The sequence below is a fragment of the Gammaproteobacteria bacterium genome, assembly GCA_029862005.1.
Classification (GTDB): domain Bacteria; phylum Pseudomonadota; class Gammaproteobacteria.
The window spans coordinates 44026-68722 of sequence record JAOTYD010000019.1; the positions used below are offsets into that span (position 1 = coordinate 44026).

The window sequence follows — 24697 nt, forward strand, 5'->3', positions numbered from 1 at the left end:
GATATGTCTCCCGCCATGGACCGTAACGAAAGTCGATGCCTGATCAGGATAACCAGCAATCTAAGTACGATTTGATGCAGCAGCAACACAGTGTTGACGCGCTGGAAGTTGCGATTGGCAAACAGGTGCGCACGTCGCGCAAGCGACTTAACCTGACCGTGGCCGCGCTCGCCAAGCAGGCGCAACTATCGACCGGGATGCTGTCAAAGATTGAAAACGGTCAGACATCGCCGTCGCTGGCGACGCTGACTTCACTCGCCAATGCGCTGCAGGTGCCAGTGACTTCGTTCTTTCGTGGTTACGAGGAACAACGCGACGTAACCTACATCAAGGCCGGCGAAGGTTTGTCGATCGAGCGTCGTGGTTCGGGTGCCGGGCACCAGTACCAGCTGCTCGGGCACACTATTGGCAAGCCCTATAATATTGAACCCTACCTGATTACGATCGACGATGAGTCGGAAGTGTTTCCTGTGTTTCAACACGCCGGAACCGAGCTGATTTACATGCTGGAAGGCCGGGTTACTTACCGCCACGCCAACAAAACCTACACACTCGAGCCGGGTGACACCCTTTTCTTCGATGCCGAGGCCTCGCATGGTCCGGATGAGATACAAAAATTACCCTGTCGCTACCTTTCGATTATCGTTTCGGAGGCAACAAGCATCTAAATTGTTTCCTGGTAGGAAACAAAATTTCATTTCAGTTGACAGCTTAAGCCCGCTTCAGTAAGCTCAATCGGTTGATAAATCCTGGTCCAGGAGTGTATGACATGTGCGGTATAGCGGGTATTTTATACAAGCAGGCGGGCACCCATGAAATTGGCAAAACGCTGCTCGACATGCTCGACGGTTGCCAGCATCGCGGCCCGGACAGCACGGGTTTCGCATTGTATGGTGAAGAGAAGGACCAACTTCAACTGCGTTTTATCGTTCCGACTGAGACGGCAGCGCGACAGAAGGCGATCGATAATATTGCTTCGTTGCTGGCACGTTACGATGCGACCATAGAATCTGAACAATCGGTTGGCTGCTCTTATCAGATCGCGGTCAATTTCGAAGGTGATTTGCTTGATTTCACCAAGCATATAGAGGAACACGCCAAGCTGGTTTCGGTGGGCCACACGCTCGATATCATCAAGGATGACGGCACCGCGCACGAACTCGACGAGATTTACCAGGTTGGCGATGTCAGGGGTACCCACGGCATCGGTCACGTGCGCCTCGCCACCGAGTCGGCGGTGCGGCCCGAGGCTGCACACCCGTTCTGGGCGACCGGTTTCGAGGATATCGCGATCGTACACAATGGCCAGATTACCAATTACTGGAAGATGCGCCGTCGCCTGGAACGCCGGGGTTTCACCTTTCATACCGACAACGATAGCGAGCTGGTCGCGGTTTATCTCGCCGACAAGCTTGAACAGGGCGAGACCCTGGACAGCGTGCTTAAAACCGCGATCGATGATCTCGACGGCACCTTTTCATTCCTGGTATCGACTCCGAATGAAATCGGTTATGCCAAGGACAATCTGGCGGCAAAACCGATGGTGTTGTACGAAACCGATGACATGATCGCAATCGCCTCCGAGGAAGTCAGCCTGAACCGGCTGTTTCCCGGCCAATCCATCAATTCCACCGAACCGGCGCCGGGGACCCACCAGACATGGTCACGATCGATTTAAGCCAGGTCAGCATCACCGAGGCAAACGAGCAGATCTGCGCCTACGGGCGCGATCGCCTCGATGTTGAAATCATAAATCCCGATGCGCGCCACAATATCGGCGTTGGCCTGGTCGAACCGATCACGGTGCACGTTAAGGGCTCCGCCGGCTATTTTTGTGGTGGCCTGTCTGACGGCGCGCATTACGAGATCGAGCACAATGTGGGCTGGGCCGTGGGCGACAATATTTACTCCGGCTCGGTCGTAGTCGGTGGTAACGCCGGCGCGATCCCCGGGGTCGCGATCCGCGGCGCAGAAATTGTCGTGCGCGGCAACATGGGCAGCCGTGCCGGGCAGGTCATGAAGGCCGGCACGTTGTGCTGTGGTGGTAACGCTGCCTTCATGTCGGGTTACATGATGTATGGAGGGCGCATCATCATTCTCGGTGACGCCGCTGCCAAGGTGGGACAGGACATGAGCGCGGGTGAAATTTTCGTCGGTGGCAAGATCGAAAGCCTCGGCAACGACACCATGATCGTCGACATGGAATCCCACGAACGCGATGACCTCATGGAATTCCTCGAGCGCTACAAGCTTAAATTTAACGGTGACTTCACCAAGGTAGTCAATGCCGGCAAGAAACTGCGTTATGCCAATGTCGAACCGCGCTCCCGGCCGCAACCTTTCTTCGTCTCGTCGAAGTCCAGCAACTATTGGAATTCTAAAGTGCAGGAAGATATCTGGATCAAGGGCGAGGTCGGGCGCTACCGCATTCGCGGTTACGGCGCATCCAAGCCGGTACCGCATCTGAATGACATCGCTTTTACCAGGGACATTTCCACGGTTGCGCCGAATCCCGATGAATTAACCGACATCAACCTCAAAACAACGGTCGGCGGGCGCTTCGGCGCCAGGCCGCTGAGCCTGTCGATGCCGGTCATGATTGCGCCGATGAGTTTCGGTGCACTGAGCCGCAAGGTCAAGATCGCACTCGCACGCGCCTCGCGCTTGTCCGGCATTTCGGAAAATACCGGCGAGGGCGGTATGCTCGACGAGCAACGCGCCGAGGCCGACCAGTTGATCTTCCAGTGCCTGTCAGGCCGGCTCGGCTGGAACGTCAAGGACATGCAGCGCGCCGATGCAATCGAGATTTATATTTCGCAGGGTGCCAAGCCGGGTCTCGGCGGCCAGTTGATGGCGAAGAAGGTTACCCCGGAACTGGCGGCGATTCGCGGTATCCCGGTGGGTATCGACCTGCGTTCACCGTCGCGCCACCCGGACGTGCTCGGTGCCGATGACCTCGTCATCAAGCTGCAGGAATTTCGCGAAGCGACTTTTCACAAGGTGCCGATCGGCATCAAGATGGGTGCGGGCCGCGTCAACGACGATATCAAGATCGCCTACAAGGATGGTTTCGACTTCGTTGAACTCGATGGCCTGCAGGGGTCCACCGGCGCCGCCAGCACCGAGGTGCTCGAAAACGTTGGCATCCCGACCCTGTCTGCGGTGCAGGAAGCGGTCGACGGCCTCAATGAAATTAATGCCGGCGACGACATGAACCTGGTCATGATGGGTGGTATCAAGGATGGCGTCGACGTGATCAAGATGCTGGCGCTGGGCGCCGATTGTACCTCAGTCGGCACCGCGGCGATTATCGCTGGCGGCTGTATCGCCTGCATGCAGTGCCACGTGGGTACCTGCCCGGTTGGCATTGCCACCCAGGATCCGGTGCACGAGGCACGCTACGACCTCGATCGCCAGGCGATGAATATCCACCGTTACCTCGAATCGCTACGCTGGCAAATTGCCGCGATCACGAAGGCGCTCGGTTACGATGACGTGCACCGGGTAAACCGCGGCGACCTGGTCGCACTGACACCGGAGGCAGCTGATATCACCAGCCTGCCGTATGCGCCCGAACACAAGGAAACCCGGCGACCGCTGACCGGTCTCGAACTACTGGACCGGAAAGCCGGATGAAACTGAACGACGCTGACTACCAGTTCTCGATCACCGCGACACCGGATCTCGATGACGATACCAACGATATCCATTTCGTGCCGGCACCGTGCCAGGTGGCCTGCCCGATCGGCACCGATGCGCCGTCCTACATTGCCTACATCTGGGAAGGCAAGAACGAGGAAGCGCTGGAAGCCATTACCGCGACCAACCCGTTCAGCGCGATCTGCGGCCGTGTATGCGATGCGCCCTGTGAGCCTGCCTGCCGCCGTGCCGATAGCGACGGTGCAATCGCGATCCGCAACCTCAAGCGTTACGTGCTCGAAGCTCTCGGTCCCGGATTTGCGCTGCCACCGGTCGAGGTTACCCAGGACAAGTCCGTTGCCATCGTCGGCGCCGGCCCGGCCGGACTGACCGCCGCGCATGACATTGCCGAAGCCGGCTACGAGGTGCACGTTTACGAGGCCACCGACAAGCTCGGCGGCATGATGTACTGGGGTATTCCGCGCTTTCGCCTACCTGAGTCGGCCATGCAGCAGGATATCGATCGCATGCTGGCGCATTGCCCCGGCATCAAGATTCATCTCAACAGCGCGCTCGGCGAACAGGTATCGCTCGATGAACTGAAGCAAAAGCATGACGCGGTGCTGTTATCGATCGGCGCTTTCGTCGGCAAGCCGATGGGTATTCCCGGTGAAAAAGCACCCTTCGTCGAAGACGGCGTCAGCTTTTTATACCGCGTGAATGACGGTGAGCGCCCGACCTTGCCGGAAACCGTGCTCGTCATTGGTGGTGGTGATGTCGCGATGGATGCCTGCCGCGTAGCCAAACGCCTGCCGGGTGTCAAGCAGGTCAAGGTTATCTACCGTCGCGACTTCGAAGCCATGCCGGCGCGGCGCGAGGAACTGCACGGCGCAATCGACGAAGGCATCGAGGTGGTATACAACACGCAGCCAGTCGAGGTCATCGACGGCAAGGCGCTGCGTTGCGTGCGCACCGAGCTGGGCGAGCCCGATGAGGACGGTCGTCGCCGACCGATTAATATCGCGGGTTCCGAGCACGATATCGAGTGCGGACTGGTGATCGCCGCGGTCGGACAGAAGGCCGAAAACGACGAACTCGACGCCCTCGGAATGATGGACTGGGATCGCGTCAGAACCGAGCTCGAGGGCATGCAAACCACGGATGCAAAGGTGTTTGCGGCCGGTGACGGCGCTTTTGGCGGCTCGACCATCGTCGAGGCCATGTACCAGGGCCATCGCGCCGCCTATTACATCAAAGCCCATCTCGAGGGTAACGACAAGCCACTGCCATACCGCACCCCGTACCGCACGCGGCGGGTGCCGATTTGCAACGATCCGGCCTGGGAACTGAATCCCCGGGTCGACCAGAAATTTCATGGACTCGGTCAGATTCCGATCGAGTTTCCCGAGATCGAATCAACCTATACCGCCGACGAGGCGAAGTTCGAAGCCGCGCGCTGTTTCCGCTGCGATGCCGAAACCGGGTCAGCGGATTACACCGTGACCAGCCGCGAGTCGATTTTCGCGATGTCGCGCGTCACACCAAAAGACGTCGAGCTAGAAGCCAGTATCCTGCAGGGGCGCCTGGAAAACCGCGACAATCCGTTTGGCGAAGATCACGAGGCCACGCTCGATGACCTGGTATTTCTGCCGGCGAACCTGTCGCGCCTGGTGATCGATCCCTACCGCGAGGACTGTAAAACCGCGACCGACCTGGGTGCAATCAACAGCCTGCAGCTCGATATTCCATTTGCGGTCACTGGTCTCGATCATGCCCCGGATGAAATCCGCGATGCCTATGCCAGCGCCATAGCGCAACATGGCGCCGCCTATATTGGAGTTGCACCGCTCGGCGGGGATGCCCGGTGGATACAGATTGCCGACGGCGACGCCGATGCCGCGGCCGACGCGGTCGTGTTCAGGGCTGACCCGGCGCTGAAGGCAGGCAAGGTAACCAGGGCAGTGGAAGCTCAACCGACCGGCCTGCTGGTCGACAGCCACAACCTCGCACAGGCGCTGCCGTTTGCGCTGTTGCAGGAACTCGATTTTCTGGTGCTCGATGCGGGTGACGGCCTGCCGGAAATTGCTTCCGAACTGACCAGCGCACCCGATATTTCGATTTTAAACCACGCGGTCAGCCAGCTGCGGGCGATGAACCGGGAAGAAGATATCGACCTGGTTTATTTCGGCGGTCTGCGCACCGGCACCGATAGCGCCAAGATGCTTGCGTTGGGCGCCAATACCGTGGTCATCGGTGCGGCTGCGGCGATCGCACTCGGCGCCGATATTGCCGCCGGTGAGCCGCTCTTCAATGCCGACCTGAAGCGGGATGATCGCGAGGAGCGCAGTTACAACCTGCTGCAGGCATTCAATGCGGAAGCCGCGATGATGGCGCGCTGCACCGGCAAAACCAACGTACACAACCTCGAGCCCGAGGATCTGCGCGCGATCACGATCGCGGTATCGCAAGCGGCGGGCGTGCCCATGGCGGGAAGTTTGAATCAGCATTGATCTGTCATTAGAATTACCGGCCAAGACATAACCATAATATCCGAAGGGGGCTAAAAAGTGGCTAAAGATCTAGAAGCGATTGCGAAATCCAAAAAAATAAAATATTTCCTGGTGAGCTGGGTTGACCTGTTTGGTGTGTTGCGCGCCAAGTTGGTACCGGCACGCGCCATCAAGGGCATGCAGAAGGACGGCGCCGGGTTTGCCGGATTTGCCGCATGGCTCGATATGACGCCGGCACATCCGGACATGTTTGCGGTTCCCGATCCTGACAGCCTGATCCAGTTGCCCTGGAAGCCTGAAATTGGCTGGGTTGCAGGGGATCTGTGGATGGACGGCAAGGAAGTAGAGGCTTCGCCGCGCGTCGCGCTCAAGCGTCAGCTGGCCAAGGCTAGCCGCAAGGGATACCGTATGAAAACCGGGGTTGAATGCGAGTATCACTTGATCACGCCCGATGGCGAAAACATTGCCGACAGCCATGACACCCAGCCCAAACCCTGTTACGACCAGCTCGCATTGATGCGTCAGTACCCGGTGGTTGGCCATATCTGCGACTGTATGCTCAAACTCGGCTGGAATCCGTATCAGAATGATCACGAGGACGCCAATGGCCAGTTCGAAATGAACTGGGATTACGACGATGCCCTGAAAACTGCCGACAAGCACGTGTTCTTCAAGTTCATGGTCAAATCGATTGCCGAAGAGCACGGCATGCGCGCGACCTTCATGCCCAAGCCGTTCAAGCACCTGACCGGTAACGGCTGTCATGCGCACGTGTCGTTGTGGGATCGCGCCGGCAAGAAAAACCTGTTCGAGACCAATCGCAAGGACCCGCGCGGGCTGGGCTTGTCGCCACTGGCCTACAAGGCGCTCGGCGGTATCATGCATTCTGCCTCTGACCTGGCCGCGATTTTCAACCCGACCGTAAACAGCTACAAACGTATCAATGCACCGCGCACCATGTCCGGCGCGACCTGGTCGCCGAACGCCGTCACCTATGCCGGCAACAACCGTACCCACATGATCCGCGTACCTGAGGACGGACGTTTCGAGCTGCGCCTGATGGATGGTGCGGCAAATCCTTACCTGTTGCAGGCGGGCGTGCTGATGGCGGTACTCGATGGTATCGACAACAAGCGCGATCCGGGAGAGCCGACGCATCTCAATATGTACGAAGAAGGCCATCGCGCCAAGAGTCCGCGCATGCTGCCGCTGAACCTGCTCGATGCGATCAGGCAATTCGATAAAAACAAGGTCGTCCGCGAAGGTCTTGGCGATGAGCTGGTCGATGCCTACGTCAAACTCAAGATGCAGGCCTGGGATAGCTATGCAACGCACCTGAGTAGCTGGGAACGCGAAAACACGCTCGATTGCTAAGCGCATTATTCTAGACACTCGTTTTCAAAAGCCTGATGTTTACCAGTCTGAGCCTGAAAGCACGGGCCAGCCTGGCCTGTGCCTATAGCGGCGTCGCCTGGGGTCTTTTCTGGATTCCGCTACGGGGCATGGACAACGCCGGGGTGACCGATGCCTGGGCCACGGTGCTGTTCTACGGTATACCGTTGCTATTGTTTTCTCCGTGGATATTCAGGAACTGGCGACGCATTACCAGCTGTGGCTGGCAGCTGCATTTCATCGGTATCACAACCGGGGTTGCGCTTGCGTTTTACTCCAACGCGCTACTCTATACCGAGGTCATTCGGGGGTTGGTGCTGTATTACACGACCCCGGTCTGGTCGTTGTTACTGGCCCGTATCGTACTTGGGGAAACGATAACCGCACCGCGGGTTCTGGCCATTGCATTTGGTTTGGCCGGCATGCTGGTAATGTTCGGGATTGATGTCGGTTTTCCGTGGCCGAGAAACACAGGTGACTGGATGGCGTTGATTGGCGCCGTCGGTTGGGCGGTAGCGGCGGTATTGCTGCGCAAGGATGATGGCAGTCGCAGCATGGAAATATGTTCGGTCTATTTTTTCTACGGCGTCATCGCCGCGATTGTAATGGCGATATCACCGATGGCCGGTGAAATCGAGATGCCAGACTGGTCTGTCGTTGTCGATGTCCTGCCCTGGGCATTGCCAATCGCAGTTATCGTAATTCCCGGTGCTTACGCGGCTTTCTGGGGTGCGCCGCACTTGAACCCCGGAGTAGTTGGTTTACTGTTCATGACGGAACTCAGCGTGGGTGGGATTACCGCTGCGATATGGGCCAACGAACCGCTCGGCGTGCGCGAACTGACTGGAATCGGGTTAATCACGCTTGCGGGCTTGAGTGAATTTATCTATACGCCGATGCGCCGGGCGTTATGGCGCGATAGCTAGCTAATCGGCACGCGATTTGCCTCTGATATGTCGCTTTCGAGATACTTTCGCATCTTGCCAGCCCCTATGATATTGCGTCCTGAAATCCAGTGAGCCATCAGCTTTCTGGGATTGAGGCATGTCGGTGCACAGTGCTGCATCGACCCGTTTGTTTCCATGATTTGGAGAAAATAATGGCAAAAAGCGATATCGAAATTGCACGTGAAGCAACCCTGAAACCGATTACCGAAATTGCGCAAAAGCTCGATATTCCACCCGAAGCTTGCAAGCCCTTCGGACACGACAAGGCGAAATTGACTTCAGAATTTATTAATTCATTGCAGGGAAAAAAGGACGGCAAGTTGATTCTGGTTACCGCGATTTCTCCGACTCCGGCAGGCGAGGGCAAAACCACGACCACGGTCGGACTGGGTGACGGGCTTAACAGCATCGGCAAGAAAGCCGTGATGTGTCTGCGCGAACCGAGCCTGGGCCCCTGCTTCGGAATGAAAGGTGGCGCCGCGGGCGGAGGATATGCCCAGGTCGTGCCGATGGAAGATATCAACCTGCATTTCACCGGGGATTTTCATGCCATCGGCGCGGCGCATAACCTGCTGTCGGCGCTGGTTGATAACCATGTCCAGTGGGATAATAAATCGGGGATTGATCCACGCCGTATCACCTGGAAGCGCGTCATGGATATGAACGACCGTACGTTGCGTGACATCACCATTGGCCTCGGTGGTCCCGGCAACGGTACCCCGCGCGAGAGTGGTTTCGATATCACGGTTGCCTCCGAAATCATGGCTATTTTCTGTCTCGCCACCGATCTCGACGATCTCGGACGCCGCATCGGCAATATTGTTGTCGGCTACACGCGTGATCAGAAACCGGTACATGCACGTGACGTCAATGCCCCGGGCGCGATGACCGTGTTGCTCAAGGATGCATTCATGCCGAACCTGGTGCAGACGCTCGAAAATAATCCAGCCTTCATCCACGGCGGCCCGTTTGCCAATATCGCGCACGGTTGTAACTCGGTAATTGCTACTAAAACCGCGCTCAAGCTGGCCGATTACGTCGTTACCGAGGCCGGGTTTGGTGCCGATCTGGGTGCTGAAAAGTTCTTCGACATCAAGTGTCGCAAGGCAGGTTTGAGTCCGGATGCGGTGGTGCTGGTTGCGACTGCGCGAGCGCTCAAAATGCACGGTGGTGTCCCCAAGGACCAGCTTGCAGGTGAAAATGTCGAGGCCATCGTCAAGGGTTGCGATAATCTGGGTCGCCATATCCGCAACCTGAAACAGTTCGGCGTACCGGTAACGGTCGCGATCAATCGTTTTTCCGCCGACACCGAGGGTGAACTAAAAGCAATCCGCGAGTTTTGCGACGAGTTCGGTGTCAAGGCCTTTGACTGTAACCACTGGGGCGAGGGCAGCAAGGGTACCCAGGAACTTTCCAAACATGTGGCCGAGGTTGCCGATTCCGGCCAGGCGCAGTTCCATACGTTGTACGATGACAAGATGCCGTTATGGGACAAGGCACGTCACATCGCACGCTCGCTATACGGCGCGGACGATATTATCGCCGACAAAAAAGTCCGCGATCAGTTTGCCAAATTTGAAGCCGATGGTTATGGTCACTTCCCGGTTTGCATGGCCAAGACCCAGTACAGCTTTTCCACCGACCCTGCGCTGATGGGGGCGCCTAGCGGGCACGAAGTACCGATCCGCGAAGTTCGCCTGTCGGCGGGGGCCGAGTTCATCGTCGTGGTCTGTGGCGACATCATGACCATGCCAGGATTGCCACGGGTGCCGTCGGCGGACAATATTCATCTGAATGCGGATGGCCAGGTCGAGGGATTGTTCTAGTTAGACGAAACTGTCCCCGAAGTTGGAACGTATTCATTTATGGACGCCAACGAACAGTATCAAAATTTTATCGCCTGGCAATGCCGGCTGCGGAAGCTCGCCATGCGCGAACGGGATGGTCGCCCCAGTGCGGGCATGAGCGCCGGCATCCATGCGGTCGTGGGTGGTGACGAGCAGGCGCGGATCAACTTCCTGATCAATCGCGCAGATTCTGCCGATCGCACCAGCGAGTTCCGCCATATCATTCGTAAAACACACGATTCGAGCCAGTGGGTCAAGAATGGCCTGCGTATACTCGCCGAACTGCACTACCACGAAACCGATCAGTTCGTGAATGAATTGACCGCCGTGTTCAGTCACGATTCTTCAATCGCTTACGCGCTGCTCAAGGCGGGTCGATGCCAACTGCGGTTTGCGGAGGCCAGTATCGAGCATGCCTTCGATTTTGATGTCAGGTCGCTGGACCGGAACGACGAACTGTTCCAGGCGACCTACTGGCATAATCACCTGTTCAACCCGACGCTGCCGGGCAAGGTGCGGGTGCTCGCTTTCTCGCCGCGTTTATAAGATCTGCTTGAAGTTTTCGTAGAGTAGTTTCGCCAGCCGGTTCATCTCCGGCATCTCGGCACGGGCCGTCTGGTCGAATGCTTCGAGGGCGTCGGCGCCGAGGCTGTCTTCCAGCGCAGCCCTGTACTCCGGGATACAGCCCCACTGCATTACCGTGTCGGCGCGCACTTCGACGTGAAACTGTACCGCGTAGGCGTGGTTGCGATACTTGAATATCTGGTACCGGGTACTGGCCGATGAACCGAGCACGGTCACCCCGGTGTTGGATTCGAGATCGCGCACTTCGTAGGAATGCCACTGTACCGCCTTGATGGATTCGGGGTAGCCACCGAACAGCAGGTCCTGCCGTGCCGCCGGGGTCATGTCGATATCCAGTACACCGATTTCGGATGGTTCGGACTTGACCACCTTGCCACCCAGGACTTCTCCGAGTAACTGACAGCCGAGACAAAACCCGAGGAAGGGTTTACCCATATCGACGACCCATTCATGGATGCGTTTTTTCTCTTCGATGAGCCACGGGTGTTCGTCTTCCATCCAGGTGTCCATCGGACCGCCCATGCACAGCATCGCGTCGAACCCGGACAGGTCGGCCGGTATGGTTTCGCCTTCGTCTAGTTCTATCTGGGTCAGTTGCCAGCCATCAGCTTCCATCAAGTCCTTGATGTAGCCCGGATCCTCGACTGCGATATGTTGCAACACCAGTATATTTTTCATGGGTTCTCCGGATAGATTGCAAGCTCGCGATGGTGACGTTCCGCATCGTGATCATCGATCGACGGCGTCACGCGAATATGTTCGACGTAGTGTAGCGGCAAGTCGTGTTCCAGCGCACCGCGCAGTACGTGTTCCTTGTACCAGTGATATGGCTGTCGCCGTTGATCGATTTCGATTCCATAGTAGGTAAAGACTTCGATGACTTCGCCATGTAGCGCGGTAACCTGGATTTCTCTGCGTTCGTAGCCGATCCCGGCGCCTTCGTAGGCATCGAGCTCCAGCTTTTCGTCGTGCGTCACCAGGTAAACCACACCGTAGACGGCATCTTCCGGGTTGCCGGTAAAGGCAATGTCGCACTTGCCCGATAGATCCTGGCCTTTCTTGTGCCAGCAAAGCCGATGCTGCTGTAAAATGGCGACGCAATGCTTGGTGGCCTCGGGAATTCGCTCCAGCAGGCGCGTACTCGACAGATTGGAGCCGAAGGCGAAATAGTTAATCTTCATTGGTATCTGCCGCAGCCTGTTCCCGTCTGGAATAAAGCTGGTTGACGCTCGGCTGGATTAGCCAGATACCGAGCGGGAAGATGAATAGCAGGAAAAAGGTGCTGCTGAAGATCATGAAATCGGCGTCCTCGTTTTCCTGCAGCGATTTGAGTTGGCGCGCGGTGTACCAGAGACCGTAAAAGATGCCCACCATTGAAACCATGTGCATCGGCAGCAGCCATATCGGTGGCCTTGATGGCGCGCCGTGCTGGAGTTGCGGGATATAGAGGAAGATGTACATCAACAGGTAGACGATCGGAAGCGCGAAACCGGCCGCGCAGGGTAACGGGCTGCGTTGACGCGCCTCGGGTAGCTGCCGGTTCGACCAGGCGCCAACACTGAACATCCAGCCAAACAGGACCAGCATCATGAACAAACCGATAGTGGCCACTACCAGGGGCTCCATCGGGATATCGAACATCAGGCTCATGATGGTCGGCAGCGCCAGCATCAGGAACAGTTCCCAGTGGCGCAGTTTGAGAAAAAATGTCATGCGCGGAGTTTCAGTCTTTTGATACCGCACAATTATAAAGGGGCATGCTTTTCAACAAAAGCACACTAACTCAGGGGATTCAGGCGGCGCTACTGCGTGAAGCGCGCTTGCGCTCGTGCTCGAGCAGCAGTTTTTTACGAATGCGAATGCTCTTCGGCGTTACTTCGACCAGCTCATCGTCGTCGATGAATTCCAGTGCCTGCTCGAGCGTCATTTTCACCGGCCTTGTCAGGACCAGGTTTTCGTCGGTGCCGGCAGCCCGGATGTTGGTGAGTTGCTTGGCCTTGAGCGGGTTTACCACGAGGTCATTGGCGCGGCTGTGAATACCGACGACCATGCCTTCGTAAACCGGCTCCGCATGCCCGATCATCAGGCGGCCGCGTTCCTGCAGGTTGAACAACGCGTACGCAAGCGCCTTACCGGTTGCGGTTGAAATGAGGACACCATTCTGCCGTTGGCCGATGGCGCCCTCGATGCGAGGACCATAATGATCGTAAATATGATAGATAAGCCCGGTTCCCGAGCTCAGCGTCATGAACTCGGCCTGGAATCCGATCAATCCGCGCGAAGGTATCACGTAGTCCAGGCGAACCCGCCCGCGACCATCTGGCAGTATATCCTTGAGGTCAGCCTTGCGCTTGCCGAGCGCCTCCATGACTGCTCCCTGGTAGGGTTCCTCGACGTCGACCGTCAGCTGTTCGTAGGGCTCGCAATCGACGCCTTCGATTTCCCGTATGATGACCTCGGGACGCGAGACGGATAACTCGTAACCCTCGCGCCGCATATTTTCAATAAGGATGCCGAGGTGCAGTTCACCGCGTCCACTGACGCGAAACCGGTCGGCATCTTCGAGTTGCTCGACGCGAAGCGCGACATTGTGCAGGCATTCGCGGCACAATCTTTCCTCTATCTGCCGGGAAGTCAGGAATTTTCCATCCTTACCGGAAAATGGTGAGTTGTTTACGCTGAAGGTCATGCTGACAGTCGGTTCGTCCACCGTCAGTTGTGGCAAGGCCTCGACCTGGTTGCGATCGCACAGGGTATCGGAAATGTAGAGCTCCTCGATTCCTGAGAAAACGATAATGTCACCCGCCTCGGCAGTTTCGGTTTCCACCCGCTGCAGACCATCGAAGCCGAACAATTGCATCATACGTCCATCACGCTGTTTGCCATCGGCGCCGACAATCTTGATCGCGGTATTCCGCGACACGCGGCCGCGGGTAATGCGACCGATGCCGAGGACGCCCTTGTAGCTGTCGTAATCAAGACTCGAGACCTGTAATTGAAAGGGTCCATCGAGTTCGACCTCTGGCGGCACTACATGATCGATAATTGCCTCGAATAGAGGCTTCATGTCACCGTTACGGTCTTTGTCGTTGTTGCTCGCATAACCTTCGAGTGCCGATGCGTAGATCACCGGAAAGTCGAGCTGCTGATCGGTTGCGCCGAGTCGGTCGAACAGGTTGAAGACCTGGTCGATCACCCAGTCCGGGCGCGCACCTTCCCGGTCGATCTTGTTGATAACGACAATGGGCGTAAATCCCATCGCGAAAGCTTTCTGGGTAACGAAGCGGGTTTGCGGCATTGGCCCTTCGACCGCATCCACCAGCAATAACACCGAATCAACCATTGACAGGATACGCTCGACCTCACCACCGAAATCGGCATGACCCGGAGTATCGACGATATTGATGTGGTAATCACGGTTGTGCTGCTCGTCACGCCAGTTGATTGCAGTATTCTTGGAAAGGATGGTAATCCCGCGCTCTTTTTCGAGATCGTTCGTATCCATCATGCGATCGCTGATCTCGGCACGGGCGTCCAGGGTGCCTGACTGGCGCAGCAACTGGTCGACCAGCGTGGTTTTGCCGTGATCGACATGCGCGATGATTGCGATATTTCGCAGGTTTTCTCGGTGCGTATTCATAGGGATAAGCAGGGCGGGTTGAGGCGCGCGATTATAATGATGTGGCGCGATACCACAAGTGAGGAATTCACACTAAAGTACCAGCAGCCTGTTGGTTTTCGTGAGGATGCTGGAGACCGACTGGCGGATTTGAGACGGATGTATCCGGCTTGCGGCTGGAGTTCGCAGATTTACCGGCCGTAATAGGTTTTTATAACCCGGTAGGTTTGTGGATCGATCGTGAATATTAACCGGTTTTCGGTAGCGCCCATCTCTTTGGTCTGCAAGCTCACGAATAACTTTGATTCTTCCGTCTGAACACAAACAAACTCACCATTTTCATCGTTAATCTTGCTGAGCGCTTCCTGGGTTACGAGATTCCCGGATTGCTTGTCCATTTCTGCAATAACGGCATCAACCGCGAGGCCGCATCGAAACGAAACCACTTCTTCGACCAATTCCTCCGAATACAGCATCGGGGAAGCTATTACCAGTATAATTGCCAGGAAAGATTTCTGCATGTTCTCAAGTACCTGATGAAGTCTTAACCAGTGGCGGCTAATGTTAGCACGGGTGTTGTCGAGAATCGGCTTCTGCAAGCAGTGGATTATCTAGTTACCCGAACGATCAAGCTTACGCATCTGCTCGGTAGCACCAGTACTTGATATCTTGTTGATCGAGGAACTGTTCAGCGTCTTTTCCCTGCATCATCGCCAGCGTTGACAGAATTCCGGCCTCGGTACAGGTTGCCGCCGCAACGGTTACCGACAGCGGCGACCCGGGATTAGGCCATCCGGTTTTTGGATTCAGGATATGACCGTATCGGATTCCTTCGTGTTCAATAAACTTGAACACGTCACCACTGGTTGCGAGGGCACCATTTTTCAATTGAATCACCGCGGTGGCGTCACCCGGTCGATTCGGGTCCTCGATTCCGGTCAACCACGACGATCCGTCAGCCATCGGGCCGCTGGCACTGCAGTCACCACCGAAGTTAACCATGAAACTGTTATCGGCTTTGCTTTTAAGCAGGGTCAGAGTCGAGTCGACCGCGTATTCCTTGCCAATGCCGCCTAAATCGATTTCCATGCCCTTTGGCAGCGTCAGGTTGGGGCTGTCCCAGTTCACTTTATCCCAGCCGATGTCAGGTAGCAGATCTTCGACCTCTTGTTGCGTTGGAATGCTGCCGTGCCGGCTAAAGTCCCAGGCTCGTCGCAAGATCCCCGAGGTGACATCAAACCAGCCCTCGCTCAGGCTATAGCAGTGTTGAGCAAAATCCAGCAGGCGCGCGGTCTCCGGATCCACCGCGACGGTTCCGCCACCCTGGTTGATCTGGTAGATGATGTTGTCGTCGCGATAGCGGCTGAATTTTTGCTCGATGCGGTTTGCTTCCTGCTGCGCCAGTGCAATTAGATCCTGTGCCCGCGCTTCCTGGTCACATTCGATCAGGACTTCGCAGGGGCTGGCCATACACCGAAACTGGCCGATCCACAGTTTACCGCGCCGCGATATCTTCAGGGGACTTGCAACCCATTCGTGATTCATGTCTGCGTGTAAAAAATGCGCTTCCCGCACTGCGATATTTAACTATAGACTAGCTTTTGCACGATAGTTGCATCTTGACCTGGGGCATTGAGGCGCAACACAAGAAGGACCGAATACCGACCCCTGGCCTGTTACCATTCAAACGAGTAGGTAAACTGGACTATCGTTGCCTCGACATCAGGATAGAGGTCCTGCTGGGCCAGCTGTCCAAAGGCCTCGGACGGTGACGAATCTCCCGATTGCAGGTACTGTTCCAATCGTACCGACCAGTGGTGCTGGTCACTGATCTGCTTGCCGAATTTTACCCCGACCGTGGTGGCTTCCATCTCACCAAGACGGTAGTCGGCACTGGCCTCGGCCGGCACCGGTTCCCCGTCGCGCAGGAAGTAATGATAAAAGTCGGCCTCTGTTTGCTGGTACCAGCGCAGATGCGGTTCGATAAAGTAACCTTCGTTTAGCCTGAAGCGGTAGGTAAAATCAAACGTGTTCGAGTCGACGCCCCAGTCGTCAGTCATAAACCGGTATGACGCGGTAAAAATATCCTTGTTGGCAAACATTTTCTTGTATTTACCGTAAATACTCTGGCGCGAGCGGCTGTCAGGTCGGTTCTCGAATAACTGGTTGCTTGGCTCACCGGTGGTATTGTCGACGACGCTGACAAACTTGTAGGGATCGGTCAGGTAACCATCGGATTCACTCAGGGAAAGATTAACCTGGAACAGGCTGGTTCTGTCGATGACCTGGGTCACTCCGAATATCAGGTCAAGAATGTTGCGGGTGTCGGAGCTGTCTCCCTTGTCCTGATCCACCATCCTGGTGAGTGGATTAGGAACACCCCCAACCGGATCAAAGTCATCCAGCTCGATATTGATGCCATAGGAATAGGTCGTGTTCTTCTGGTTGGTGTCGTGCTGCCACATGGCGTTGCCGCTAATCGAAGTAAAGTCGTATTCCTTGGAAACGTTGAATCCGAGATTGCTGCGATTGTTGCGATCAATTGGTTTTTCCCAGTTCATGCTGAAGGCAACCCGGGTATCCTTGAAGGTGTCATCGAGTGGCGTTTCGTTTGCATCAACATCATAGGATCCCTTGCCCGAAGGACGGGTAAATGTCTGTACCGTCGTCGATGGCACTGCACCCGTTGCCGAGGCGCCGGTCAGGCTGTCAACGACCAGTTTCATCGACAGGCTCTCGTCATCGCCAAGATCCTTGGTGGCGCTGATAACAGGTTCGACAGCTTCAATCCGGTCGTTGTCTTCAGCGTAGAAAAGTATCGCACTGTCGATGTCCCAGCCGTTATCCGCCGCTTGCGTAGGACTACCGAGTAAAGTGCAGGTCGCCGCAGAAAGTATGCCTGCAATTTTCTTTTTCTTTAATTGCATCCGCAGCCACCGCCGGCAAATCCCTGGCCACCGCTGGAGGCTTCTTTACTGAAGTAAATGTGTTCATCGAAGGCGAGGTCGAGCGCATCCGCGTCTATCAGCATGTCTTCGCGTGCCAGCAGGTTACGCTCCCAGGGCTTAACGCCGAGGGACGAACAACCACTCGCGCCGATCAGCGCGCACAGAATCAATGAGCAGAGCCTGGTTTTCATAGTAACTCCTCGATTTCGCGTTCGTATTTTTCGATATGCTTGGTATAGAAACCAATATGTTTCTTTACTACCTTGCCGCTGCTGTCGATCAGGTAGGAAGTAGGCATGCCTTCAATTTTGAACTGCTCGGCAATTTGCCCGCTGGGATCGTGATAGATATCGAAATTAGCCGGGACCTTGCTGAGAAACTGGTGCATCGCTTCAGATTCGGCATCGAGGTTTATCGTGATAACAGTAAAATTTTCAGCCGGATACTTGCTCATCAGGTTGTTCATCCACGGGAAGGATCTCTGGCAGGGCTTGCACCAGGAAGCCCAGAAATCCAGGTAAACGACTTTACCCTGGTGGTTCTTCAGATCCAGCTGGCTGATGTTGTAGATCTCGGCCTGCACCGGGGAGGTAGCCAACAGTATCAATAGCAGTATCATTCTCATATCCAACGTCCTCGGGTTTTCCCTATTTGGTACCAGCTGAGAATAGTAACATTTGGTTCCTTAACAAATTCTTAAGAAATGAAAATTATTCCGGGGATCGTCCGTCCTTCGAATTCGGTACCAGGCCGGGCTTTTACATGGTGAGCCGACATCCATATCGATGCTAATTCGCCGATTTCTCAGGCCTGCGAAACGGTTTCGCCCGAATCATCGATCATCGACGTTGAACTCGTCGACCGGGAGAGGGTCTTAGCTTCTATTTCGAGGTACTTAAATATGAAAAATCTGTTGCTCATGGCCTTCGTCGCAATCGTCAGCGCGACCGCGCATCCGGCTATTGCGGCCAGGGCCGTGCTTGCCGGTGGCTGTTTCTGGTGTATGGAGTCGGATTTTGAAAAGCTCAACGGTGTAACTGACGTGATATCCGGTTTTACCGGGGGTACGCATCCGGACCCAACCTATCGTGGTGCACATACCGGGCACTACGAGGCGGTCGAGATAACTTACGATCCCGAGATTATCGATTACCAGGGAATCCTGGATCATTTCTGGGTTAACCACGATCCGTTTGACGCGCGTGGACAGTTTTGCGACAAGGGGCCGAGCTATCTCGCCGCAATCTTTGTGGCCAATGACGAAGAGCGCATGCTTGCGGAAAAGTCGAAACAAAAGGTTATCGAAATGTTTCCCGGCCAGGCCGTGGTAACCCCCATTTTACCGCAGGCAACCTTTTTCCCGATCAAGGGTGACGAGGAATATCACCAGGATTATTACAAGAAGTCCCCGATTCGTTACAAGTACTACCGTTTCGGCTGTGGACGCGATAAACGCCTGACCACCATCTGGGGCGACCAGGCCACCCACTAGTAATTCCTAGAAACTTTCTTTGACAATGGCTGGCGTGGGGGAAACCCCGCAAAAGACGCTGCCAACCGGCGCATGCACCGGTTGGTCCATCCATGGAATCGCTTGGAGCGCGGCGTCCCTGCCGCGCTACACTTTTGCGGGGTTTCCCCCACGCCAGCCTGGTGATCGATCAAACGCCGTCCCGGACCTGAACAAACGAGTCAGGATTTACCTGTCCTGTATTTGCGGTGGTAGAATGACATCGTCTTAAACAGCAAGGATGTCCTGCCATGGGCTGTCAATATTTCGCTCCCTGCGATCATGGCGCAGATACTTTCACGATCGCTATTCCGAAACTGACTTTCGGCCGCGGCTGCCTGCGCGAAGCGGGCGCGCGTGCCGCCGGGCTTGGCATGACGCGGGTGGGATTGTTTACCGACCCATATTTGCGCGAAAGCGCTTACGTTGCGACAGTACTGGAATCGCTGGGACAGGCCGGGCTCGATGTCGCCGTATTCGACGAGATAACGATCGAGGCCGATGACGCCAGCGTCGAGCGCGGTGCGGCTTTTTTCGCCGAGGGCGGTTTCGACGGCGTGGTCTCGGTCGGCGGCGGCTCGGTGATGGATACCGCCAAGGCCTCCATGCTCTATGCGCTGGATCCGCCTGACGAATTTCTCGATTACTTCGCGCCGCCACTCGGTGCCGGCAGGCCGATGCCGCGCAAGTTGCTGCCACACCTGGCCTGCGCCACGACTTCGGGGACCGGTTCCGAATGCACGTCGATATCGGTGCTGCGCATCAGCGATCTGGCGACCAAGTTTGTGCTCGCCAACCGGGTGTTGCTGCCGCAGGAAGCGCTGGTCGATCCGGCCTGCAGCGATACGCTGCCGGCGATGGTTGTCGCGTCGACTGGCTTCGACCTGTTATGTCATGCGCTCGAGTGCTATACAGCGAAGGCCTATACCCGCTGGGACAGGATGGATGATCCGCTGAAACGGCCACCGATCCAGGGTGCCAACCCGTGGAGTGATCTGGCCGCACGCAAGGCGCTGGAGATCGCCGGTGAGTACCTGGAGCGCGGTGTCAATAATGCTGAGGATCACGAGGCACGCGACCAGTTAATGTGGGGCGCCTCGCTGGCCGGCATGGCGTTTGGTAACACCGGCACCCATCTCGGGCACGCGCTTTCCTACGGGGTTACGCACCTGATGCACGATGTCACCACCGATGGTTACCCGGTTAAATCCCCGTTTGTCCCGCATGGCATCAGTGTCGTGGTCTCGGCGCCCGCGATATTCCGTTACACTGCCGAAGCTGCCCCCGAGCGTCATTTCGAGGCAGCCGGCTATCTGCAGTCAGACTTACAGGGAGCCGGTGTCGATGATTCCGGCGCAGCGCTCGCCAAACGCATCATCGGGTTGATGCGTAAAACCGGAGTTCCGAACGGATTGAGTGGCGTTGGATTTGGTCCAGCTGACGTTCCAGCGCTGGCTGCATCCACCGCGCGTCAGGTGCGCGCGATCGCGAATTCACCGCGCGAAACCAATCTTGTAGATATCGAAAATATTTACGCAGCCGCGATGAGCTACTAACAGAAGCTTTAGGTTCCGCCAGTAAAGGTACCAGGAACACGAAACAGGCGATCAAAAACAGTGCACCCCCGATTAAACCAACCGGGTCTTCGGCACGGATGCTCGCCACGATGAAAAAAATGGCCGAGAACACAAACAGGCTCCAGCCCCAGAGTTGAAAGCGGTGTTGCGTGTTTTTTGACATTTGAACTGCCTCGGGTTGAATTTTAGCCTTTATATTATTAATGCTTATGTATATATATGTAAAACGGTAAATTTTAATCTAAATACATAAGATTTATTTATTCAAAGATTTGTTTTTTCACTCTCGATGATCGAGAAAATTCACATTACTTTGTAAGCTAACTGATGCTAGCATTCGCTGCTTATCCAGTCCCTGAAGCGGCAAATTAAATGTTTGAAACCAGCCTGATGAACCAGATCCGCGAGCGTTTTTGTCACGTGGATACCTGCCCCTACCAGGGGCCGCGCATATTCTTTGAAAACGCCGGCGGCGCGCTGACGCTGAAATCGGTGGTTGAAGTCAATACTCAATTAGCGGGAATTCCGGACAACCAGGGACGCGATAACCCTGCCTCGCATGAACTGGTGCGGATCATTTCCGAGGCGCGCGACAACATGCGCCTCTTTCTCGGAGTCAAGGATGGCCCGGTATTTACCGGTGAAAGCGGCACCGAGCTTATTTTCCGCATGGTACGCGCTGCAGCATTGGGATCGCCAGAGGGTGGCAATATGATAGGTAGTACGCTCGAACATCCGGCTACCGTGAGCGCGAGTAAACGCTGGGCCAAAATCGCCGGCAAGAAATTCCGCGCCGCGGTACATAGTAACGACAGCGCCACGATTACGGCCGAGGATTACGCCCGCATTGTAGATAGCGATACCCGCGTGGCGACGATTATTCATACCAGCCCGGTAACCGGCATGACCGTGGATATCCCGGCGGTGGTCAAGGTCATCCGCGCGGCCTCTCCCGATTGCATAATCATTCTCGATGGTATCCAGCACGCGGCCCACGGCGGCCTTGCCATCGACGAATACGATGTCGATGGTTACGCGGTTTCGGCCTACAAGGTGTTTTCACGTCATAACTATGGATTTGCGTGGCTGTCGCCGCGCCTAGCAACCCTGCCGCATGACCACCTGGATGGCACTCCGGATGATTTCTGGGAACTGGGCACCCGGGATACCTCGGCGTTCGCCTGTACCACGAAAGTGATCGAATACTTTGACTGGCTCGGTTCGCATTTCACCGATTCCTCCGACCGACGGATCCGAATACTGGCAGCGGGTGAAGCCATTGGCGAGCATGAACACGATCTGATCGAGTTAATGATCAACGGCAACGACAAGCAGCACGGATTGCGTGATATGCCCGAGGTTTACGTGATCGGCGGGCACGATAATCCTGCTCGCGAGGGTATGGTGTCGATCATTGTCGAAGGTAAGCCCTGTGCCGAGGTGGTTGCCGACCTCAATGCCAGGGGAATTCGAACACACGTGCGCAAGGCAGATTATTTTTCCGGCAACATCCTCGAACCGTTGGGGCGACCGACCTGTATCCGGGTATCCATGTGTCATTACAATACCGACCAGGAAGTACTCACTTTTCTGCATGAACTCGAAACCATTATCGCCACACACCGGGAACCGGGGGCCAGCGCGGCCTAGTAATGAGTTTTAACAGCGTCATCCCCCTCCAGATTCTCGGAGCGGGACCCGCGGGCATGGGCATGGTGCTGGCCTTATGCAATCGAGTCGCGGTGGCAAACGGCGATGCAGTCTGTTTGCAAGACCTGCTCGACTCACTGCGGATCTTTGAGGCAAGCACCGACCCTGGCGGCAGGATGGGGCATTACCACGTGAATGCCAATACCAGTTCGCACGACGTTGTGCAGGGGATTAAGGATGGAACCCCTTTTGTGCAGGTGCGGGACGACTATCTGGCCCATCCGGAAACCCAGTCCGAGCTTATCCCACTGACACGGATTCAAACCCTGATGGTCGAGCCCCTGGTTGCGGCGATGCGTAGTTTTCTCGGCAAGCGTTTGCGGTGCGGAGTCGACATCGCGCGTATCGAAATAAATGATAAAGGATTTGCCAGTTATGATCGTGAACAGCGCTTGCGGGCAGTGAGTAATAACCTTTTATTTTGTTGTGGCGCTGTCGAAATACCCTTGCCGGAAGTTATAGCCATGCGCGACCGCTGGGAGGGCTCGATGCAATTCCTTTCTCGTGAAACCCTTGAGGGATTGCCGGATTCCGGTGGACCTGTTGTCATTGTCGGCGCCTCGCACAGTGCCTTTTCCTGCGCCTGGCGGCTGCTCTACGATCCAATATTTGCCGGGTTTTCGCGTGATCGGGAAATCCTGATCCTGCAGCGTCGAGAGCAAATCAAGCTGCGCTGTACGCCCGATTTCGCCGCCGCTCATCAAATTGACTATGATCCCGTAACCGATGTTTGTCCGCGCACCGGGCTGGTGTTTTTTAACGGCGGCTTGCGTAAGGATGCCAAGTTCCTGTTCCTGGATATCCGCGATGGACGGGAAAACAGGGTCAGACTTGTACAAGTAGATCAGCTTGGCGAGCAGCAGGCATTGCTTGACCGGGCAGGATTGATTCTGCAGGCAACCGGGTTTGTCGCCAACCTGCCGCTGATCCGGCAGGATGGTGCCACGGTCAGAGTCGGTAATCCCACGCCGAGCGGGGAGCTGCATAATCTCGATACCGGGGAAATTATTCCTGGCATCTTCGGGATGGGTCTGGGCCTGAATATCCTGCCGGACGGGGAGCCACGTGGTGAGCAGAGTTTTAACGGTGGTATCCACGGGTTTCAATCCTATCCCCTGGCGGTAGCACCGCGAATAATTGATCGTTTGATAGCAGCAATGCCGGTGGAGGTTAGTAATTGAAAACGCATGCGCGGGCCGTGGTTATTGGCGGTGGGCTGGTTGGCTGTTCGATTCTTTACCATTTGACCAAGCTTGGCTGGTCCGACGTGGTATTACTGGAGCGAGACGAGTTGACGTCGGGTTCGACCTGGCATGCGGCAGCCGGTATTCACGGCCTGCACGATCATAATAATATATCGAAGCTGCAGTACTACACGATGCAGCTTTACGAAGAACTGGAACGGGAAACCGGGCAGGGCTGCGGCATTTTCCAGCCGGGTTCGCTTTACCTTGCGCAGACCCGCGACCGGGAATACCAGCTGCGCATGCAGGCTGCCAAGGCGCGCTACTTCCAGGTCGAGTTTCACGAGTTGTCACGTGTCGAGGCCGAGCGCATGCACCCGTTGGCGAACTTCGACGGGATCCGCTGCATCATGTACGAACCCGACGGTGGCAATGTCGATCCCTCCGGTGTGACTTACGCCTATGCCAAGGGTGCACGCCAGCGCGGCGCCGAGATAGAGCGTTTCACGCCGGTCATCGCGACAATCCCACGCAGCGACGGCAGCTGGGATGTCGACACCGAAAAGGGCAGCATCCATACCGGGGTGGTGATTAATGCCGGCGGTTTGTGGGCGCGCGAAGTGGCCGCAATGGCCGGTTTCGAGCTGCCGTTGATGCCGCTTGAACACCAGTACTTCGTCACCGAAACCATTCCAGAAATCGAAGCGCTTGAAAGGCGCTTGCCGCTCGTCGCCGATCGGGATGGCGAGTACTACATGCGCCAGGAAGGGCAGGGGCTGCTGGTCGGTGCCTATGAAAAAGACGGGCGCTACTGGGCCGAGCAGGGCACACCGATGGATTTCGGTCACGAACTGCTGGACCAGGACCTCGAGCGTATCGAGGACAACCTGATGCGTGCCTGCGAACGTGTACCAATGCTGGGCGAGGCCGGGGTTAAGCGCGTGATCAATGGTCCGATGATCTGGTCACCCGATAGTTCCGCGTTGATTGGACCGGTACCTGAGCTTGACAATTATTTCTGTTGCTGCGGCATTATCCCCGGGTTTTCGCAATCGGGGGGTCTCGGTTTGACCATGGCGCAGTGGATCGTCGAGGGGGAGCCAGAGATGGACCTGTTTCCGTGGGACCTGGCGCGTTTCGGTGCCTGGGCGACGAAACCCTTTACCCGGGCGCGCACACTGGATCAGTATGCGCATCGATTCAAGATTCATTTTCCCTACGAAGAGCGC

General features: G+C 56.1%; 22 protein-coding genes. 13 read left to right on the forward strand and 9 right to left on the reverse strand.

Translation table 11 applies throughout. From position 1 onward, the window contains the following. Positions 1 to 74 precede the first annotated feature (74 nt). From OES20_12570 to OES20_12605, 8 genes are all read left to right on the forward strand, one after another. On the forward strand, positions 75 to 668 hold the full coding sequence (locus OES20_12570) for an XRE family transcriptional regulator (GenBank protein ID MDH3635523.1): 594 nt from the start codon (positions 75 to 77) through the stop codon (positions 666 to 668). Between the two features lie 101 nt (positions 669 to 769). After that, the gene (locus OES20_12575) at positions 770 to 1678 is read left to right on the forward strand and encodes a class II glutamine amidotransferase (protein MDH3635524.1); all 909 of its coding nucleotides are present in this window, start codon (positions 770 to 772) and stop codon (positions 1676 to 1678) included. Continuing rightward, positions 1660 to 3636, forward strand: a complete 1977-nt coding sequence (locus tag OES20_12580; protein MDH3635525.1) for a glutamate synthase-related protein — start codon at positions 1660 to 1662, stop codon at positions 3634 to 3636. Before OES20_12575 ends, OES20_12580 begins: the two co-directional genes overlap by 19 nt. Further along, on the forward strand, positions 3633 to 6149 hold the full coding sequence (locus OES20_12585) for an FAD-dependent oxidoreductase (protein MDH3635526.1): 2517 nt from the start codon (positions 3633 to 3635) through the stop codon (positions 6147 to 6149). The genes OES20_12580 and OES20_12585 overlap by 4 nt, the downstream gene beginning before the upstream one ends. A 57-nt stretch (positions 6150 to 6206) precedes the next feature. After that, the gene (glnT, locus tag OES20_12590; GenBank protein MDH3635527.1) at positions 6207 to 7523 is read left to right on the forward strand and encodes a type III glutamate--ammonia ligase; all 1317 of its coding nucleotides are present in this window, start codon (positions 6207 to 6209) and stop codon (positions 7521 to 7523) included. Between the two features lie 35 nt (positions 7524 to 7558). Beyond that, positions 7559 to 8467: a DMT family transporter gene (locus OES20_12595; protein MDH3635528.1), complete on the forward strand. Its 909-nt coding sequence runs from the start codon at positions 7559 to 7561 to the stop codon at positions 8465 to 8467. A 173-nt stretch (positions 8468 to 8640) separates the two neighbouring features. After that, a complete protein-coding gene (locus tag OES20_12600) occupies positions 8641 to 10314 on the forward strand; it encodes a formate--tetrahydrofolate ligase (GenBank protein MDH3635529.1) in 1674 nt (557 codons plus the stop codon). Positions 10315 to 10353: 39 nt separating this feature from the next. Next, positions 10354 to 10881 carry a hypothetical protein gene (locus OES20_12605; protein ID MDH3635530.1) on the forward strand — a complete coding sequence of 176 codons (528 nt, stop codon included), beginning with the start codon at positions 10354 to 10356 and terminating at the stop codon, positions 10879 to 10881. Here the strand turns inward: OES20_12605 and OES20_12610 are convergent. The 9 genes from OES20_12610 to OES20_12650 all read right to left on the reverse strand — a co-directional run bounded on the left by OES20_12610 (position 10876) and on the right by OES20_12650 (position 18112). Next, a complete protein-coding gene (locus OES20_12610) occupies positions 10876 to 11598 on the reverse strand; it encodes a type 1 glutamine amidotransferase (protein MDH3635531.1) in 723 nt (240 codons plus the stop codon). The genes OES20_12605 and OES20_12610 overlap by 6 nt on opposite strands. Further along, complete coding sequence (locus tag OES20_12615; GenBank protein MDH3635532.1) at positions 11595 to 12101, reverse strand: gamma-glutamylcyclotransferase; 507 nt, start codon at positions 12099 to 12101, stop codon at positions 11595 to 11597. Before OES20_12615 ends, OES20_12610 begins: the two co-directional genes overlap by 4 nt. After that, entirely contained in the window at positions 12091 to 12633 is a 543-nt protein-coding gene (locus tag OES20_12620) for a hypothetical protein (protein ID MDH3635533.1), read from the reverse strand. The genes OES20_12615 and OES20_12620 overlap by 11 nt, the downstream gene beginning before the upstream one ends. Before the next feature lie 79 nt (positions 12634 to 12712). Then, a complete protein-coding gene (gene typA / locus OES20_12625) occupies positions 12713 to 14560 on the reverse strand; it encodes a translational GTPase TypA (protein ID MDH3635534.1) in 1848 nt (615 codons plus the stop codon). 170 nt (positions 14561 to 14730) lie between these two features. Beyond that, a complete protein-coding gene (locus OES20_12630; protein MDH3635535.1) occupies positions 14731 to 15060 on the reverse strand; it encodes a hypothetical protein in 330 nt (109 codons plus the stop codon). A gap of 112 nt (positions 15061 to 15172) precedes the next feature. Continuing rightward, entirely contained in the window at positions 15173 to 16009 is an 837-nt protein-coding gene (locus OES20_12635) for an FAD:protein FMN transferase (protein MDH3635536.1), read from the reverse strand. A gap of 206 nt (positions 16010 to 16215) precedes the next feature. Next, complete coding sequence (locus tag OES20_12640; protein ID MDH3635537.1) at positions 16216 to 17466, reverse strand: DUF3570 domain-containing protein; 1251 nt, start codon at positions 17464 to 17466, stop codon at positions 16216 to 16218. Beyond that, entirely contained in the window at positions 17457 to 17678 is a 222-nt protein-coding gene (locus OES20_12645) for a DUF4266 domain-containing protein (protein MDH3635538.1), read from the reverse strand. The genes OES20_12640 and OES20_12645 overlap by 10 nt, the downstream gene beginning before the upstream one ends. Further along, positions 17675 to 18112 (reverse strand): TlpA family protein disulfide reductase, encoded by a 438-nt coding sequence (locus OES20_12650; protein ID MDH3635539.1) that lies wholly within the window; start codon positions 18110 to 18112, stop codon positions 17675 to 17677. The genes OES20_12645 and OES20_12650 overlap by 4 nt, the downstream gene beginning before the upstream one ends. A 294-nt stretch (positions 18113 to 18406) precedes the next feature. On the opposite strand from OES20_12650, the gene msrA reads away from it, so the two are divergent. The 5 genes from msrA to OES20_12675 form a co-directional block, all read left to right on the forward strand. Then, the gene (gene msrA / locus OES20_12655; protein ID MDH3635540.1) at positions 18407 to 18979 is read left to right on the forward strand and encodes a peptide-methionine (S)-S-oxide reductase MsrA; all 573 of its coding nucleotides are present in this window, start codon (positions 18407 to 18409) and stop codon (positions 18977 to 18979) included. Between the two features lie 269 nt (positions 18980 to 19248). Continuing rightward, positions 19249 to 20553 carry an iron-containing alcohol dehydrogenase gene (locus tag OES20_12660; GenBank protein ID MDH3635541.1) on the forward strand — a complete coding sequence of 435 codons (1305 nt, stop codon included), beginning with the start codon at positions 19249 to 19251 and terminating at the stop codon, positions 20551 to 20553. A 393-nt stretch (positions 20554 to 20946) separates the two neighbouring features. Continuing rightward, on the forward strand, positions 20947 to 22224 hold the full coding sequence (locus OES20_12665) for an aminotransferase class V-fold PLP-dependent enzyme (protein MDH3635542.1): 1278 nt from the start codon (positions 20947 to 20949) through the stop codon (positions 22222 to 22224). A 2-nt stretch (positions 22225 to 22226) separates the two neighbouring features. After that, a complete protein-coding gene (locus OES20_12670) occupies positions 22227 to 23465 on the forward strand; it encodes a hypothetical protein (GenBank protein ID MDH3635543.1) in 1239 nt (412 codons plus the stop codon). After that, the coding region (locus tag OES20_12675) for an FAD-dependent oxidoreductase (GenBank protein ID MDH3635544.1) at positions 23462 to 24697 on the forward strand (1236 nt) is incomplete at its 3' end. The genes OES20_12670 and OES20_12675, both read left to right, overlap by 4 nt.